The sequence below is a fragment of the Brachybacterium netajii (SeqCode) genome (assembly GCF_054114245.1).
The window spans coordinates 191,982-207,730 of sequence record NZ_JBSYXB010000002.1 but is presented as its reverse complement, the minus strand read 5'-3'; the positions used below and the strand labels follow the sequence as shown (position 1 = coordinate 207,730).

The following is a 15,749-nucleotide window of genomic DNA, read 5'->3' as shown; positions in this document are numbered from 1 at the left end:
TCTGCTGTCCCGGCAGGTCGTGCCCGCCTTGTCCGTGTCCAGGAAGGGACCACAGTGACTGAAAACAGCGCCCCCCAGGCAGGGGCGACCGAGGAGACCGCGGGCAACCCCCTGCGCGACTCCCGCGATCGCCGTCTGCCGCTCATCGCCGGTCCGAGCTCCATGGTGATGTTCGGCGTCACCGGCGACCTCGCGCGCAAGAAGCTCCTGCCCGCGATCTACGACCTCACCCACCGAGGCCTGCTGCCGCCGAGCTTCGGCCTGGTCGGCTACGGCCGTCGCGACTGGTCCGACGACGACTTCGCGGACTACGTCCGCAAGAGCGTCTCCGAGCATTCCCGCACCGGCTTCGACGAGAGCGTCTTCGAGCAGCTCCGCGGCGGCCTGCGCTTCGTGACCGGCACGTTCGACGATCCGGCCGCCTTCGAGCGGCTCACCGAGGTCGTCGGCGAGCTCGACCGCACGCGCGGCACCGGCGGCAACCACGCCTTCTACCTCTCGATCCCGCCGGATGCCTTCCCGAAGGTCTGCTCGCAGCTGGCGAGCTCGGGTCTGAACACGCCGCGCGACGGATCCTGGCGCCGCGTCGTCATCGAGAAGCCCTTCGGCCACGACCTCGAGTCGGCCCGAGCGCTGAACGACGTCGTCGAGCAGGTCTTCCGTCCCGAGGACGTCTTCCGCATCGACCACTACCTGGGCAAGGAGACGGTGCAGAACATCCTCGCGCTGCGCTTCGCGAACCAGATGTTCGAGCCGGTGTGGAACGCCAGCTACGTCGACCACGTGCAGATCACGATGGCCGAGGACATCGGCATCGGCTCGCGCGCGGGCTACTACGACGGCATCGGCACCGCCCGCGACGTCATCCAGAACCACCTGCTCCAGCTGCTCGCGCTGACCGCGATGGAGGAGCCCGTCTCCTTCCGCGCCTCGGACCTGCGCGCCGAGAAGGAGAAGGTGCTCTCCGCCATCGAGCTGCCCGAGGACCTGGGCGCGCACACCGCGCGCGGCCAGTACGCGGGCGGCTGGCAGGGCGGCGAGGAGGTGCGCTCGTACCTCGAGGAGGACGGCATCCCCGCCGACTCCGTCACGGAGACCTTCGCGGCCTTCCGCGTGGACATCGCCACCCGCCGCTGGGCCGGCGTGCCGTTCTACCTCCGCGCCGGCAAGCGCCTGGGACGACGCGTCACCGAGATCGCCGTCGTCTTCAAGCGCGCCCCGTTCCTGCCCTTCCGCTCCACGGACACGGCGGACCTGGGCCAGAACGCGATCGTCATCCGCGTCCAGCCCGATGAAGGCGTGACCATGCGCTTCGGCTCCAAGGTCCCCGGCACGCAGATGGAGGTGCGCGATGTGACGATGGACTTCGCGTACGGCCAGAACTTCACCGAGGAGTCCCCGGAGGCCTACGAGCGCCTGATCCTGGACATGCTGCTGGGCGACCCGCCGCTGTTCCCGCGCCAGAAGGAGGTCGAGCTCTCCTGGAAGGTGCTCGACCCGATCTCCGAGTACTGGGCCGAGCACATGCCGCCCGCCCCCTACCGACCGGGCTCCTGGGGACCGGACACCGCTCACGAGATGCTCGCTCGCGACGGACGCGCCTGGAGGCGACCGTGATCACCACTCTGACCGACACCACCGCATCCGCGATCGACAAGAAGATGATCGAGATGCGGGAGACCTTCGGCGCCACCACCATCGGCCGGGTCCTCACGCTGATCATCGTCGCGACCGGCGACGACATCGACGCGCCTCTCGAGGCCGCGGTCCGCGCGAGCCACGAGCACCCCGCTCGGGTGCTCGTCGTGGACGCGGACCCGCAGGCGGAGACCGCCGGCCTGGACGCCGAGATCCGCGTGGGCCGCGATGCCGGCGCCGGGGAGATCGTCATCCTGCGCGCCCGCGGCGAGATCATGTCCTCGCTGGACACCCTGATCATGCCGCTGCTGCTGCCGGACGCCCCGATCGTCACCTGGTGGCCCGAGAACGCGCCGTCCTCCCCCGTGCACGACGTCCTGGGCTCCATGTCCCAGCGTCGCATCACGGACTCCGCCGCGGCCGAGGACTCCCTCGCCGTGCTCAAGCGGCTGCGCCGCGGGCACGCGAGCGGCGACTCGGACCTCGCCTGGTCGCGCCTGACCACGTGGCGCGGCCTGATCGCGAGCACCTACGAGGTCACGCCCGTCTCCCGGCCCACCGCGGTCCAGGTCGCGGGCTCGCCCTCCGACCCGTCGGTCGTGCTGATGAAGGCCTGGCTGGAGAAGGCCCTCGAGGTCGAGGTCGAGCTGATCGACCGTCCGGCCGATCAGGCGAGCACCCGCGGCGTCGTGGGCGTGCACCTGCACCGCGCCGACGGCGTCATCTCGCTGCAGCGCAACACCCCCGAGACCGTGCTGCTCTCGCTGCCCGGCGACGAGCACGGCCAGCATGTCACGATGCCGCGCCGCTCGCTGTACGAGCTGCTCGCCGAGGAGCTGCGCCGCCTCGATCCCGACGAGGTCTACGGCGAGGTCCTCGCCCACGCCTTCAGCGGGATCGACGACGCCGCGACCTTCGCGACCGGCAAGCCCGAGCCCGTGGACCAGGTGCTCGCCGATGCCGACGCGGTCGCCGCGACGGCGGCTCGCGAGGCGGCCTCCGCCCTCGCCACGGCCGTCGCCGAGCGCTCCGTCGCCCATATGGTCGTCACGGGAGGCACCGTCGGCACGAAGGCCGCCGCCGCGCTCCCCGCGGCGATCGCCGCGGCCGGCGTGGACCTCTCGGCCGTGCACCTGTGGTGGGGCGATGAGCGCTTCGTCGGCCCCGACGACGCCGATCGCAACGAGGTCGCCGTGCGTGCAAGCCTGCTCGAGCCGCTCGCGGCCGCCGGACTCCCCGCGCGCAACGTCCACGTCATGCCCTCGACCGCCGACGGCATGTCGCTGTCCCACGCCGCCGCCTGGTACGGGCAGCAGCTCGACGCCGCGGGCGGCGATCAGCCGTTCCGCACCCGCGGGCACGCGTTCTTCGACGTGCTCTGGCTGGGCGTCGGCCCCGACGCCCATGTCGCCTCGCTGTTCCCGGAGCACCCGGATCAGCACGAGACGGGCGCGAGCGCCGTCGCGGTCGAGGATTCGCCGAAGCCCCCGTCCCAGCGCGTGTCCCTGACCTGGCCGGTGCTGAACTCGGCCCGCCATGTCGGCCTCCTGGTCGCCGGTGCGGACAAGGCCGATGCTGTCGTCCTCGCCCATGGCGGCATCGCCCCGTGGACCGCCCCCGCCTCGGCGGTGCGCGGCCTCGAGTCGACCACCTGGTACCTCGACGAGGCTGCGGCCTCGGGCCTCGGCGCGCACGCAGGAGCCTGACCGGGCACCGATCCCGCCCTATCCCGGGCCCGCCGACGGCGCCGGATCGCGGAGCATCTGCTCCCGGTCCGGCGCCGTCGCTCGTCCGGGGCGGAGACCGACCGCCGACCGTCGCCATCGGGCGCGGTCCCGGGCGCGGTCCCGAGCGTGGTCCCGAGCAGCGGCACAACCACAGTCACGCCTTACACACAGATGCACACAAATGCACACAAGACATCCGTGATGCTCGAAGGGCCGGTCACCGTGATGGTGACCGGCCCTTCGTGTCAGCGGGGACGGGCGGGCGCCGCCGTGCGGCGCGATCCGCCCGCGAGCTCAGGGGCTCAGATGAAGCGCTCGATGATGCCCAGACCCACGCAGCATGCCGCCCACAGGATGGCGAGCGTGATGGTCAGACGGTTCAGGTTGCGCTCGGCGACGCCGGAGGCGCTGGCGGACGAGGAGACGCCGCCGCCGAACATGTCCGAGAGACCGCCGCCGCGCCCCTTGTGCAGCAGGACGAGCAGCACGACGAGCAGGCTCGAGATGCCCAGCAGCACCTGCAGGACGGTTCTCAGGAGATTCAGGTCCACGAAGAGGTTCACCTTCCACGGTGTCGGAATGACCGGTCCAGCATACTCGACGGTCCGAACGCGTGACGGTCCGGCCCGTCACAGGAGGAGCCCGTGCAGACGGCGGGGACGCCGACCGCACGGGCTCTCGAGATCGCCGGAGCGATCAGTCCTTCAGGATCAGGCCTTCAGGATCCGGCCTTCAGGATCAGGCCTTCTGGAAGCCCACGATCTTCGCGAACTCATCGGCCTTCAGCGAGGCGCCGCCGACGAGCGCGCCGTCGACGTCGGGACGCTGCATCAGCTCGGCCACGTTGGAGGACTTCACGGAACCGCCGTAGAGGACGCGGACGGCGTCGGCCGCCTGGTCCCCGTGCTTGCCGCGGACCCACTCGCGGATCGCCGCGCAGACCTCCTGCGCATCGTCTGGGGTGGCGACCTCGCCGGTGCCGATGGCCCAGACGGGCTCATAGGCGATGACGGTCTGCGCGACCTGCTCGGCGCTCAGGCCCTCGAGACCGCCCTCGACCTGCGCGAGAGAGTACTCGACCTGCTTGGCGGCCTTGCGCTCCTCGAGCGGCTCGCCGACGCACAGGATCGGGACGAGCCCGGCGGCGAAGGCGGCCTTGACCTTGGCGTTGGTGATCGCCTCGGTCTCGCCGTGGTACTGACGGCGCTCCGAGTGGCCGACCGCGGCGTAGGTGGCGCCGAGGGCCTTCAGCATCGAGCCGGAGGTCTCGCCGGTGTAGGCGCCGGACTCGTGCTCGGAGATGTCCTGGCCGCCGTAGGCGATCGGGAGCTTGCCGGCGTCGACCGCGGTCTGCACGGTGCGGATGTCGACGAAGGGCGGCAGGATGGCCGCCTCGACGGCGTCGGTGTCGACGTCCTTGAGCAGGTCGCCGAGCTCCTCGACGAGGGCCAGGCCCTGCTTCCAGTCGAGGTTCATCTTCCAGTTGCCCGCCATCAGCGGAATTCGGGTGCTCACTTGGTGCCCTCCTCGAGGATCGCGATGCCCGGCAGCTCCTTGCCCTCGATCAGCTCGAGGCTCGCACCGCCGCCGGTGGAGATGTGCGAGAACGCTCCCTCGTCGAAGCCGAGGAGGCGGACGGCCGCGGCGGAGTCTCCGCCGCCGACCACGGTGTAGCCCGGCGCATCCGCAAGGGCCTGCGCCACGGCCTTGGTGCCGGACGCGAACTTCTCGAACTCGAACACGCCCATGGGGCCGTTCCAGAACACGGTCGCCGCATCGGCGATCTTCGCGGCGAACAGCTCCGCGGTCGCGGGGCCGATGTCCAGGCCCTCCTGGTCGGCCGGCATGGCGTCGGCGGCGACCACCGAGGACGGCACGTCGGGCCCGAAGTCGGGAGCGATCGTGGTGTCCACCGGGAGCACGAGCTCGACGCCCTGCGCCTCCGCGCGCTCGATGTACTCGCGCACGATGTCGAGCTTCTCCTCGTCCAGCAGGGAGTTGCCGACCTCGAAGCCCCGAGCCTTCTGGAAGGTGTAGGCCATGCCGCCGCCGATGAGGATGCGGTCGGCCTTGCCCAGCAGGTTGTCGATCACCGCGAGCTTGTCCGCGACCTTGGCGCCGCCGAGGACGACGACGAAGGGACGCGCCGGCTCATCGGTGACCTTGCGCAGGGACTCGACCTCGCCGAGGACCAGCTGGCCGGCCGCCGAGGGCAGCAGGGTCGCGAGCTCGTAGACCGAGGCCTGCTTGCGGTGGACGACGCCGAATCCGTCGGAGACGAAGGCGTCGCCGAGCTCCGCGAGGGCCTGCGCGAAGACGAGGCGCTCGGCCTCATCCTTCGCGGTCTCGCCCGGGTTGAAGCGGAGGTTCTCCAGGAGCGCCACGCGGCCCTCCTCGAGGGAGGCGACGGTCTCGCGGGCGGAGTCGCCGACGGTGTCGGTCGCGAAGGCGACCTCCTGGCCCAGCAGCTCGCCCAGGCGGGCGACGACGGGCTGGAGGGAGTACTTGGCCTCCGGGGCGCCCTTCGGACGACCCAGGTGGGAGATCACGACGACCTTCGCGCCGGCCTCGACCAGACGGGTCAGGGTCGGCAGGGCCGCGCGGATGCGGCCGTCGTCGGTGATGGTGGTGCCGTCCAGCGGCACGTTGAGATCGGCTCGGACGACCACGCGCTTGCCGCGCAGGTCGCCGAGGGACTCGATGGTCTTCAGCACGGTGGTTCCTTCAGGTCAGGGCCCGTCGCGGCCGCGGTGCGACCGCGCGCGGGGACCGGGGACGAGCGGAGCCCGCCGGCCGCCTGCCCCTCGGGGCGGTGGCCGGCGGGCTCCGGGATGCTCCGGGTCGTCAGGACGACGACGAACGGATCAGAGGGACTTGCCGACGAGCTGCGAGAGCTCGACGAGGCGGTTGGAGAAGCCCCACTCGTTGTCGTACCAGGCGAAGATCTTCACCAGGTTGCCGTTGACCTTGGTCAGCTGCGAGTCGAAGATCGACGAGTGCGGGTCGCCCTCGATGTCCTTCGAGACGATCGGGTCCTCGGTGTAGCGCAGAACGCCCTTGAGCGGGCCCTCGGCGGCCTTCTTCACCGCAGCGTTGATCTCCTCGATCGTGACCTCGCGGGAGGCCTCGAAGGTGAGGTCGGTGATGGAGCCCGTGGGGACCGGCACGCGCAGCGAGTAGCCGTCGAGCTTGCCCTTCAGCTCCGGGAGCACCAGCGCCACGGCCTTGGCCGCACCGGTGGTGGTGGGGACGATGTTCAGGGCGGCGGCGCGTGCACGGCGCGGGTCCTTGTGGGGGCCGTCCTGGAGCACCTGGTCCGAGGTGTAGGCGTGGATGGTGGTCATCAGGCCCTTGACGATGCCGAACTCGTCGTTCAGCACCTTCGCCACCGGCGCGAGGCTGTTGGTGGTGCAGGAGGCGTTGGAGATGATGTGGTGGTTCGCGGGGTCGTAGTCGCCCTCGTTGACACCGATCACGAAGGTCGCGTCCTCGTTCTTCGCCGGAGCGGAGATGATGACCTTCTTGGCGCCGGCCTCGATGTGGGCCTTGGCCTTCTCGGCGTCGGTGAAGATGCCGGTGGACTCGATGACGACGTCAGCGCCGATCTCGCCCCACGGGATGTTCTTCGGGTCGCGCTCGGCGTACGCCTTGATGACCTTGTCGCCGACCGTGATGGTGTTCTCGTCGTGCGAGACCTCGAGGGGCAGCACCCCGCCGATGGAGTCGTACTTGATGAGGTTCGCCAGAGTCGCGTTGTCGGTCAGGTCGTTCACGCCGACGATCTCGATGTCAGCGTTCTGAGCCAGAGCGGCGCGCAGGAAGTTGCGCCCGATTCGACCGAATCCGTTGATGCCGACCTTAATGGTCACGGTTCCTCCTAGTTTCACAGACCATCTGCGAAGTGTGGACAGGGGGTGGCGCGCACGCCCTTGTACGCTCGGACGGTGCCGGCGTTGACCGACGACCGCGATGATCTTATCAATGGTGTGAGCCCGGTGACGCAGGTATTCGGTCCTTGAACGCGGCATCCGCGGACGCATCCCGGGACCAGTACCCCGCGATCGACGACGACGCAGGTCACACGGTCGATCGCCCGCCGATCCAGCGGAGCGGCCCGGGCACGGCGCCGGTCCGGCACCCGATCAGTCCTCCCCCGCGGCCTCCTCGGTGCTCGGGATCCCGAGCTCCTCGGCGCGCTTGTCGGCCATGGCGAGCAGGCGCCGGATGCGACCGGCCACCGCGTCCTTGGTCATCGGCGGGTCCGCGAGGCGGCCCAGCTCCTCCAGGCTCGCCTGCCGGTGCGCGAGACGGAGGTCCCCGGCGGCGCGCAGATGCTCGGGGACGTCATCGCCGAGGATCTCGAGGGCTCGCTGCACGCGCTGACCCGCGGCGACCGCGGCCCGGGCCGAGCGGCGCAGGTTCGCGTCGTCGAAGTTCGCGAGCCGGTGCGCGGTCGCGCGCACCTCGCGCCGGGTGCGGCGCTCCTCCCAGGCGAGGACCGTCTGGTGCGCGCCCATGCGGGTCAGCAGCGCAGCGATCGCGTCGCCGTCCCGCAGCACCACCCGGTCGGCGCCGCGGGCCTCGCGGGCCTTCGAGGCGACGCCCAGCCGGCGGGCCGCGCCGACCATCGCCAGCGCGACCTCGGGGCCGGGGCAGGACAGCTCGAGGGCGGAGGAGCGCCCGGGCTCGGTGAGGCTGCCGCGGGCGAGGAACGCCCCGCGCCACGCCGCCTCGGCGTCGACCGAGGCTCCGCCGACGACCGCCGGGGGCATGCCGCGCACCGGACGCCCGCGGGCGTCCAGCAGGCCGGTCTGGCGGGCGAGCATCCCGCCCTCCCGTTCCACGCGGACGACGTAGCGGGTGGTGCGGCGGATCCCGGAGGGGGCGAGCACCGCCAGCTCCGCCCGATGCCCGTACATCTCCGCGAGCGTCTGGTGCAGACGCCGGGCGACGGCGGCGGAATCGAGCTCAGCCTCCACGACGACCTGGCCGGCGACCAGGTGCAGTCCTCCTGCGAAGCGGAGCATGGCCGCGGCCTCGGCCTTGCGGGCCGAGGGCCGGGTCACCTCCAGATGGCTCAGCTCCTCCTTGGCGTCACCGGTCAGCGCCATCGGGGTCCTCCTCGGGGGTCGGGCGGTCGGCAGGCAGGTCGTGCATCGTCGCGGGCTCAGGCTCAGCGTCGGCATCGGCGTCGGCGTACACCTCGACGTCGGCGTAGACGTCGTCGAACACGTCGCGGTAGGCGGCGGCGAGCCGCACGGGATCATGGGTGGCGGTGCCGTCGCCGACGCTGACCTGCCGCAGCAGGGTGCGGATGCCCTTCTCCTCGGCCGCGTCGGCGAGGGCGAGGGCGTCGTCGAGGGCGGTGGGGTCAGCGACGAGCGCGTCGAAGCGGGTGCCGGGAGCGCGGTCGAGCAGGACCTCGAGCAGGTCGAGGCTGGTCATGCCCTCGGCCTCCTGGTGCCCCACCGAGAGGTTCGTGGTGATGCAGCGACGGGCGGGGCTGGTGCGGATCGCCTCGGCGATCTCGGGGACCATCAGGTGCGGCAGCACCGAGGTGTACCAGGAGCCCGGGCCGAGGATGATCCAGTCGGCGCCGTCGATCGCATCCAGCACATCCTGGGCGACGCGCGGGCGCGGCGGGTCCAGGCGGACCCGGTCGATGCGCCCGTCGGCCGTCGCGACCTGCCATTGGCCGCGGACGGGGCGGGTCACGCCGTCGGGGCCGAGCACATCGGCCTCGATGTCGAGCGGATCGAGGGCCATCGGCAGCACGCGTCCGCGCGCGCCCAGCAGCTCCCCCATCCGGTCGAGGCCCTCGATCGGATCCTCGAGGATCTGCCAGAGCGAGACGATCATCAGGTTCCCCAGCGCGTGCCCGGCCAGCTCGCCGCTGGTGTCGAAGCGGTGCTGGATGACATCGCCCCACATGGACCCCCATTCGGAGTCCTCGCAGAGCGCTGCGAGGGCCATGCGGAGATCGCCCGGGGGCAGCACCGGCATCTCCGTGCGGATGCGCCCGGAGGATCCGCCGTTGTCGGCCACGGTGACCACGGCCGTGATGTCGTCGGTCAGCAGGCGCAGCGCCCGCAGCGTCGCGGCGAGGCCGTGGCCGCCGCCGAGCGCGACCACGCGCAGGGGCCCGGGCCCGGACCGCCGCCGGGAGCGTCGCGTGCGGGAGAAGCGGACGGGGCCGGTGGGCCGACGGCCTCCGGAGCGAGGGACGATGCTCATTCGCGCCCCAGGTCGCGGTGGCGGATCCGGACCGCGTGGCCGGCCCGTCGCAGATCCTCGCTGATCCGCTCGGTGATCGCCACGGACCGGTGCTTGCCGCCGGTGCAGCCGATCGCGAGGGTCGTGAAGTGCTTGTTCTCGGCGCTGTAGCCGCGCAGCACGGGCCGGATCATCTCCAGGTAGCGGTCGACGAACTCGGCGGCGTTGGCGTCGCCCAGCACGAAGTCCGCGACCTCGGGGTCGGTGCCGCGCTTGGGCTTGAGCTCGGGGATCCAGTACGGGTTGGGGATGAAGCGCACGTCGGAGACGTGATCGGCCTCCAGCGGGATGCCGTACTTGAAGCCGAAGGAGAGCACGGTCACGGTCAGCCGCTGCTCCGCGCTCGTCCCGAAGACGGTGCGCATCTTCATCGTCAGCTGGTGGACGTTCAGCGGCGAGGTGTCGATGACGAGATCCGCCATCCGACGGTAGGGCGCGAGCATCTCGCGCTCGCGGCGCATGCCCTCGAGCACGCCCTCGTCGCCCTGCAGCGGATGCGGGCGCCGCACCGAGTCGAAGCGGCGCACGAGCGTGGCCTCGTCGGCCGTGAGGAACACCAGGCGCAGGCGCAGGTCCATGCCGCGCATCTGCGCGACGACGTCGGACAGCGATGAGAAGAACGGCCCCGAGCGGGGGTCGACGACCACGGCGAAGCGGTTGTCGCGGCCCTGGGCGGTGGCCTGCAGCTCGTACAGCGTCGGGATCAGCTGCGGCGCGATGTTGTAGACGACGTACCAGCCCATGTCCTCGAGGGCATGGGCTGCGGTCTCACGGCCGGCTCCTGCCAGTCCGGTGATGATGACGACCTCTCCGGTCGTCTCCGTGCGGGGGCCCGTGGACTCCTGAGCTGTCACGGTCGCTCTCCTTCCGGCGCGGGGTCGGTGTCGCGGGTCGCCTCCTCCCGCTCGAGGATCTCCCCCGTCGCCATGTCCACCACGACGTCGAGAGCCTCGGCGTCGGTCGACGTCCCGTCCTCGGATCGTAGCGCGACCTGGATATGCGTCGCGAGCGCGGGCCCGATCCCCGCGACCTCCTGGAGCTCCTCGACGCTCGCGGCGCGCACGGCGGAGACCGTCACGAAGCGGTCCAGCAGTGCCCGCCGACGGGCCGGCCCGAGCCCCGGGATGCCGTCCAGCGCGCTCGCGTGCATCGCGCGCCCGCGCTTGGAGCGGTGGTAGCTGATCGCGAAGCGGTGGGCCTCGTCGCGCAGTCGCTGGACGAGGAACAGCGCCTCGCTCGTGCGCGGGAGGATCACGGGATAGTCCTCGCCCGGCAGCCAGATCTCCTCGAGACGCTTGGCGATGCCCGCGAGCGCGATGTCCGTCACACCGAGCTCGTCGAAGGCGCGCTGGGCCGCCGCCACCTGCGGCGGGCCGCCGTCGACGAGGATCAGCGAGGGCGGGTAGGCGAAGCGGCGGGCCTCCTCCTCGGTCTTCTCCGGCGGATTCAGATGGTGCTTCAGCCGGCGGGTGATGACGTCGTGCATCGAGGCGGTGTCGTCGCGGGCGGCCTCGCCGGTGACCGAATAGCGCCGATACTCGCTCTTCTTCGGCAGCCCGTCCTCGAAGACGACCTGGGAGGCGACCACATTGGTCCCCTGGGAGTGGGAGACGTCGTAGCACTCGATGCGCAGGGGCGGCTCGGCGAGGTCGAGGGCCTCTCCGAGGTCCTCGAGCGCCTTGGTGCGGGCGGTCAGGTCGCCGGTGCGCTTGAGCCGGTGCAGGCGCAGCGCCTCCTCGGCGTTGGCGGTGACGGTCGCGAGCAGGTCCTTCTTCTCGCCGCGCTGCGGAACCCGCAGGTCGACCGGGTGCCCGATCAGCTCGCGCACCTGGTCGAGGTTGCTCGGAAGGACCGGGACCAGCACCTCGCGGGGCGCGGCGCCCTCGGTGTACAGCGTGGTCAGTGCCCGTTCGACGAGGTCCTCGGGGCGGGATTCGTCGAGGATCTCGGCGGTCCAGCCGCGCTGGCCGCGGATGCGGCCGCCGCGCACGTGGAAGACCTGCACGGAGGCCTCGAGCTCGTCCTGCGCGAGGGCGACGAGATCGGCGTCGGTGGCATCGGAGAGGACGACGGAGTTCTTCTCCATGACCTTCTCGAGGGCGCGCAGGTCGTCGCGCAGCGCCGCGGCGGCCTCGTAGTCCATGGCCACCGCCGCGGCCTTCATCCGGCGCTCGATGTCGCGCGTATAGGTGGCGGTGTTGCCGGCCATGAAGTCGGCGAACTGCTCGGCGAGACGGCGGTGCTCGTCCTCCGAGATGTCCCCGACGCAGGGGGCGGAGCACTTGCCGATGAAGCCCAGCAGGCAGGGGCGGCCGGAGCGCTCGGCGCGCCGGTACACCCCGGCGGAGCAGCTGCGCACGGGGAACACCCGCAGCATCAGGTCGAGGGTCTCGCGAATGGCGCCGACCTGCGGATACGGGCCGAAGACCTTGTCGCCCTTGGCACGGGGCCGGCGGGTGATGTGCACCCGCGGCACCTTCTCCCCCATCGTCAGCACCAGATAGGGATAGGACTTGTCGTCGCGGAACTTGACGTTGAAGCGCGGGTCGTACTCCTTGATCCAGGTGTACTCGAGGGTGAGGGCCTCGACCTCCGTGCCCACGACCGTCCATTCGACGCGGACGGCGGTGGTGACCATCCGCCGGGTGCGCTCGTGCAGGGCGCTGAGGTCCTGGAAGTAGTTGGACAGCCGCTGGCGCAGGTTCTTCGCCTTGCCCACGTAGATGACGCGGTCGTGATCGTCCCGGAACCGGTACACCCCCGGGGAGGTGGGGATGGTCCCCGGGGCCGGACGGTAGGTCGCCGGATCGGCCATGCTGCTCGTGCCTCCTGCCGGGCTCAGCCGGCCGTCGCCGCGGCCCCGCCGCGCCCGCTGGCCAGCAGGGGCTTGAGGAAGCGGGCGGTGTAGGAGCCGTCGACCTCGGCGACCTTCTCCGGGGTGCCGGAGGCGACGACGCGGCCTCCGCCGTCGCCGCCCTCCGGACCCATGTCGATGAGGTGGTCGGCGCTCTTGATGACGTCGAGGTTGTGCTCGATGACGACGACGGTGTTGCCCTTGTCGACGAGTCCGCCGAGGACCTCGAGGAGCTTGTGCACATCGGCGAAGTGGAGCCCCGTCGTCGGCTCGTCGAGCACGTAGATCGTGCGGCCGTTGGAGCGCTTGTGCAGCTCGGAGGCGAGCTTGACCCGCTGGGCCTCGCCGCCGGAGAGCGTGGTGGCGCTCTGCCCGAGGCGCACGTACCCGAGGCCGACGTCGACGAGGGTCTGCAGCTGGCGGCGGATCGCGGGGACGGCGTCGAAGAACTCGAGCGCCTCCTCGATCGGCATGTGGAGCACCTCGGCGACGTTCTTGCCCTTGAAGTGGACCTCGAGGGTCTCCCGGTTGTACCGGTTGCCGTGGCAGACCTCGCACTGGACGTAGACGTCCGGCAGGAAGTTCATCTCGATCTTGATCGTGCCGTCGCCCGAGCATGCCTCGCAGCGCCCGCCCTTGACGTTGAAGGAGAAGCGGCCCGCGGTGTAGCCGCGCACCTTCGCCTCCGTGGTCTGCGCGAACAGGGTGCGCACGCGGTCCCACACGCCCGTGTAGGTCGCGGGGTTCGAGCGCGGGGTGCGGCCGATGGGCGACTGGTCCACGTGCACGACCTTGTCGAGGTGCTCGAGACCGGTGACGCGCTTGTGGCGGCCGGGCACGATGCGGGCGCGGTTGAGCTCCTTGGCGAGCACCGCGTACAGGATGTCGTTGACGAGGGTCGACTTCCCGGAGCCGGAGACGCCGGTGACCGCGGTGAGCACGCCGAGCGGGATGCTGACGTCCATGCCCTGGAGGTTGTTGGCGCGGGGGCCGACGACCTTCAGCATCCGGTCGCGGTCGATCGGTCGGCGCACGGGCGGGACGGGGATGGCGAGCTCGCCGCTGAGGTAGCGCCCGGTGAGGCTCTCGGGGTTGCGCTTGAGCTCCTCGACGGAGCCCGAGTGCACGACATGCCCGCCGTGCTCGCCGGCGAGGGGGCCGATGTCGACGATCCAGTCGGCGGCGTTGAGGGTGTCCTCGTCGTGCTCGACGACGATGAGGGTGTTGCCGAGGTCCCGCAGCCGCGTGAGCGTCGCGATGAGCCGCTCGTTGTCGCGCTGGTGCAGGCCGATCGACGGCTCGTCGAGCACGTAGAGGACGCCCACGAGACCGGAGCCGATCTGCGTGGCCAGGCGGATGCGCTGGGCCTCGCCGCCGGAGAGGGTCCCGGCGGCGCGGGCGAGGGAGAGGTAGTCGAGCCCCACGTCGAGCAGGAAGCCGAGGCGCGCGCGGATCTCGCGCAGGACCTCGTCGGCGATGGCGGCATCGCGCACGCCGAGCCGCAGGTCCTGGGCGTAGGCGAGGGCGTCGCGGATGGACATGTCGCAGACCTCGGCGATCGAGCGTCCGCCGACGGTCACCGCGAGCACCTCGGGGCGCAGGCGCGCGCCCTTGCAGGCCGGGCAGGGGACCTCGCGCATGAACTGCTCGTAGCGCTCCTTCGCCCAGTCGGACTCGGTGTCCGAATGGCGGCGGTCGAGGAAGCCCATGACGCCCTCGAAGCCCGTGGAGTAGGTGCGCTCGCGACCGAAGCGGTTGCGGTACTTCACGTGGACCTTGTGGTCCTTGCCGTGCAGCAGCGCCTCGCGCGCCCGTTCGGGCAGCGCCCGCCACGGGACGTCCATCGAGAAGGACAGCTCCTCGGCGAGGGCGGTCATGATCTCCTGATGATGGTCGGAGGAGCCCATGGTCCAGGGGGCGATGGCGCCCTCGGCGAGGGTGAGGTCCTCGTCGGGGATCACGAGCTCGGGGTCGACCTCGAGGCGCATGCCGATGCCGGTGCACTCGGGGCAGGCGCCGTAGGGGGCGTTGAAGGAGAAGGTCCGCGGCTCGATGTCGTCGATCGCGATGGGGTGGCCGTTGGGGCAGGCGCGCTTCTCGGAGAAGCGGCGGCTGCGCTCGGGATCGTCCTCCTCGCGGTCCACGAAGTCGACGACGAGGATGCCCTCGGCCAGGCGCAGGGCGGTCTCGACGGAGTCGGTGAGGCGGCGCCGGGAGTCGGGCTTGGCGGCGAGACGGTCGACGACGACCTCGATCGTGTGCTTGAACTTCTTGTCGAGGACGATCTCCTCGTCGAGGCGCCGCACCGCACCGTCGACGCGGGCGCGCGCGTACCCCTGGGAGCGCAGCGAGCTCAGCAGGTCGGCGTGCTCGCCCTTGCGGCCCTGGACGACGGGGGCGAGCAGCTGGAAGCGGGTCCCGGCAGGATGCCGCTCCTCGTCGAGGAGCTCGTCGACGATCTGCTCGGCCGAGGACGCGCTCACCTGCTCGCCGCACACGGGGCAGTGCTGCACGCCGGTGCGCGAGAACAGCAGACGGAGGTAGTCGTAGACCTCGGTGATGGTGCCGACGGTCGAGCGCGGATTGCGGTTCGTGGACTTCTGGTCGATCGACACCGCCGGGGAGAGGCCCTCGATGAGGTCGACGGCGGGCTTGTCCATCTGCCCGAGGAACTGCCGGGCGTACGCGGAGAGAGACTCCACGTAGCGCCGCTGCCCCTCGGCGAAGATCGTGTCGAAGGCCAGGGAGCTCTTCCCCGAGCCCGACAGGCCGGAGAACACCACCAGCCTGTTGCGGGGGATCTCGATGTCGACGTTCTTGAGGTTGTGCTCCCGCGCTCCGCGGACCACCAGCGTTTCAGTCACCGGCCCATCCTAGGCACGCCACCCCCTGTTCGAACAGACGTTCGCAGAAGGTCGTTCCTCACTCCCCCGGCGTGCTGCTCCCCCGGGCCTCCGGGCGCCGGGGGCGGCCGCTCGTCCCGGCGAGCGCGGCCTGCGCCCCGGCGAGCGAATGCGGCGTCGGCGAGCGCATGCGCGGCCGACGGTGCAGACTCGACCGACGGTTCCGAGGGGGCGGTGGACCATCGGCGGCTGCGGCGAGGGGCGGCGGGCAGGGCGGGATACTGGGTGCATGACCGAGCATCGCCCGTCCGCTCCCCTGTCTCCTCTGTCTCCTCTGTCTCCTTCGGCCGGCTCCCCTGGCGTTCCTGCCTCCTCCGGTTCTCCTGTCGCTGCTGTCTCCGGGTCTGCGGATGC

At 71.2% G+C, this 15,749-nt stretch carries 11 protein-coding genes; 2 read left to right on the top strand and 9 right to left on the bottom strand.

The annotated features are described in order from the left end of the window. The first annotated feature begins 54 nt into the window (after positions 1-54). Both zwf and pgl read left to right on the top strand, forming a co-directional pair. Entirely contained in the window at positions 55-1,617 is a 1,563-nt protein-coding gene (gene zwf / locus ACXET9_RS04670) for a glucose-6-phosphate dehydrogenase (protein ID WP_457885277.1), read from the top strand. Next, positions 1,614-3,344, top strand: coding sequence for a 6-phosphogluconolactonase (gene pgl / locus ACXET9_RS04665; protein ID WP_457885275.1), 1,731 nt, complete (start codon positions 1,614-1,616; stop codon positions 3,342-3,344). Before zwf ends, pgl begins: the two co-directional genes overlap by 4 nt. Before the next feature lie 323 nt (positions 3,345-3,667). Here pgl and secG read toward each other — a convergent pair whose 3' ends face one another. The 9 genes from secG to uvrA all read right to left on the bottom strand — a co-directional run bounded on the left by secG (position 3,668) and on the right by uvrA (position 15,356). Beyond that, on the bottom strand, positions 3,668-3,916 hold the full coding sequence (gene secG / locus ACXET9_RS04660) for a preprotein translocase subunit SecG (protein WP_457885274.1): 249 nt from the start codon (positions 3,914-3,916) through the stop codon (positions 3,668-3,670). A gap of 187 nt (positions 3,917-4,103) precedes the next feature. Next, positions 4,104-4,880 carry a triose-phosphate isomerase gene (gene tpiA / locus ACXET9_RS04655; RefSeq protein WP_457885272.1) on the bottom strand — a complete coding sequence of 259 codons (777 nt, stop codon included), beginning with the start codon at positions 4,878-4,880 and terminating at the stop codon, positions 4,104-4,106. Then, entirely contained in the window at positions 4,877-6,079 is a 1,203-nt protein-coding gene (locus ACXET9_RS04650; RefSeq protein WP_457885270.1) for a phosphoglycerate kinase, read from the bottom strand. The genes tpiA and ACXET9_RS04650 overlap by 4 nt, the downstream gene beginning before the upstream one ends. A 150-nt stretch (positions 6,080-6,229) precedes the next feature. After that, complete coding sequence (gene gap, locus ACXET9_RS04645; RefSeq protein ID WP_457885268.1) at positions 6,230-7,234, bottom strand: type I glyceraldehyde-3-phosphate dehydrogenase; 1,005 nt, start codon at positions 7,232-7,234, stop codon at positions 6,230-6,232. Positions 7,235-7,507: 273 nt separating this feature from the next. Next, on the bottom strand, positions 7,508-8,476 hold the full coding sequence (gene whiA / locus ACXET9_RS04640; RefSeq protein ID WP_457885267.1) for a DNA-binding protein WhiA: 969 nt from the start codon (positions 8,474-8,476) through the stop codon (positions 7,508-7,510). After that, complete coding sequence (locus tag ACXET9_RS04635) at positions 8,460-9,599, bottom strand: gluconeogenesis factor YvcK family protein (protein ID WP_457885265.1); 1,140 nt, start codon at positions 9,597-9,599, stop codon at positions 8,460-8,462. The genes whiA and ACXET9_RS04635 overlap by 17 nt, the downstream gene beginning before the upstream one ends. Then, positions 9,596-10,492: an RNase adapter RapZ gene (gene rapZ, locus ACXET9_RS04630; RefSeq protein ID WP_457885263.1), complete on the bottom strand. Its 897-nt coding sequence runs from the start codon at positions 10,490-10,492 to the stop codon at positions 9,596-9,598. The genes ACXET9_RS04635 and rapZ overlap by 4 nt, the downstream gene beginning before the upstream one ends. Then, positions 10,489-12,453, bottom strand: coding sequence for an excinuclease ABC subunit UvrC (gene uvrC / locus ACXET9_RS04625; protein WP_457885262.1), 1,965 nt, complete (start codon positions 12,451-12,453; stop codon positions 10,489-10,491). Before uvrC ends, rapZ begins: the two co-directional genes overlap by 4 nt. 23 nt (positions 12,454-12,476) lie before the next feature. Further along, complete coding sequence (gene uvrA / locus ACXET9_RS04620) at positions 12,477-15,356, bottom strand: excinuclease ABC subunit UvrA (RefSeq protein WP_457885260.1); 2,880 nt, start codon at positions 15,354-15,356, stop codon at positions 12,477-12,479. Between the last annotated feature and the right edge of the window lie 393 nt (positions 15,357-15,749).

Bases quoted from the DNA above. Each gene is read 5' to 3' on its own strand.
- whiA (WP_457885267.1), bottom strand. From the start codon at position 8,476: ATGGCGCTGACCGGTGACGCCAAGGAGGAGCTGAGCCATCTGGAGGTG.
- ACXET9_RS04635 (WP_457885265.1), bottom strand. From the start codon at position 9,599: ATGAGCATCGTCCCTCGCTCCGGAGGCCGTCGGCCCACCGGCCCCGTC.
- uvrC (WP_457885262.1), bottom strand. From the start codon at position 12,453: ATGGCCGATCCGGCGACCTACCGTCCGGCCCCGGGGACCATCCCCACC.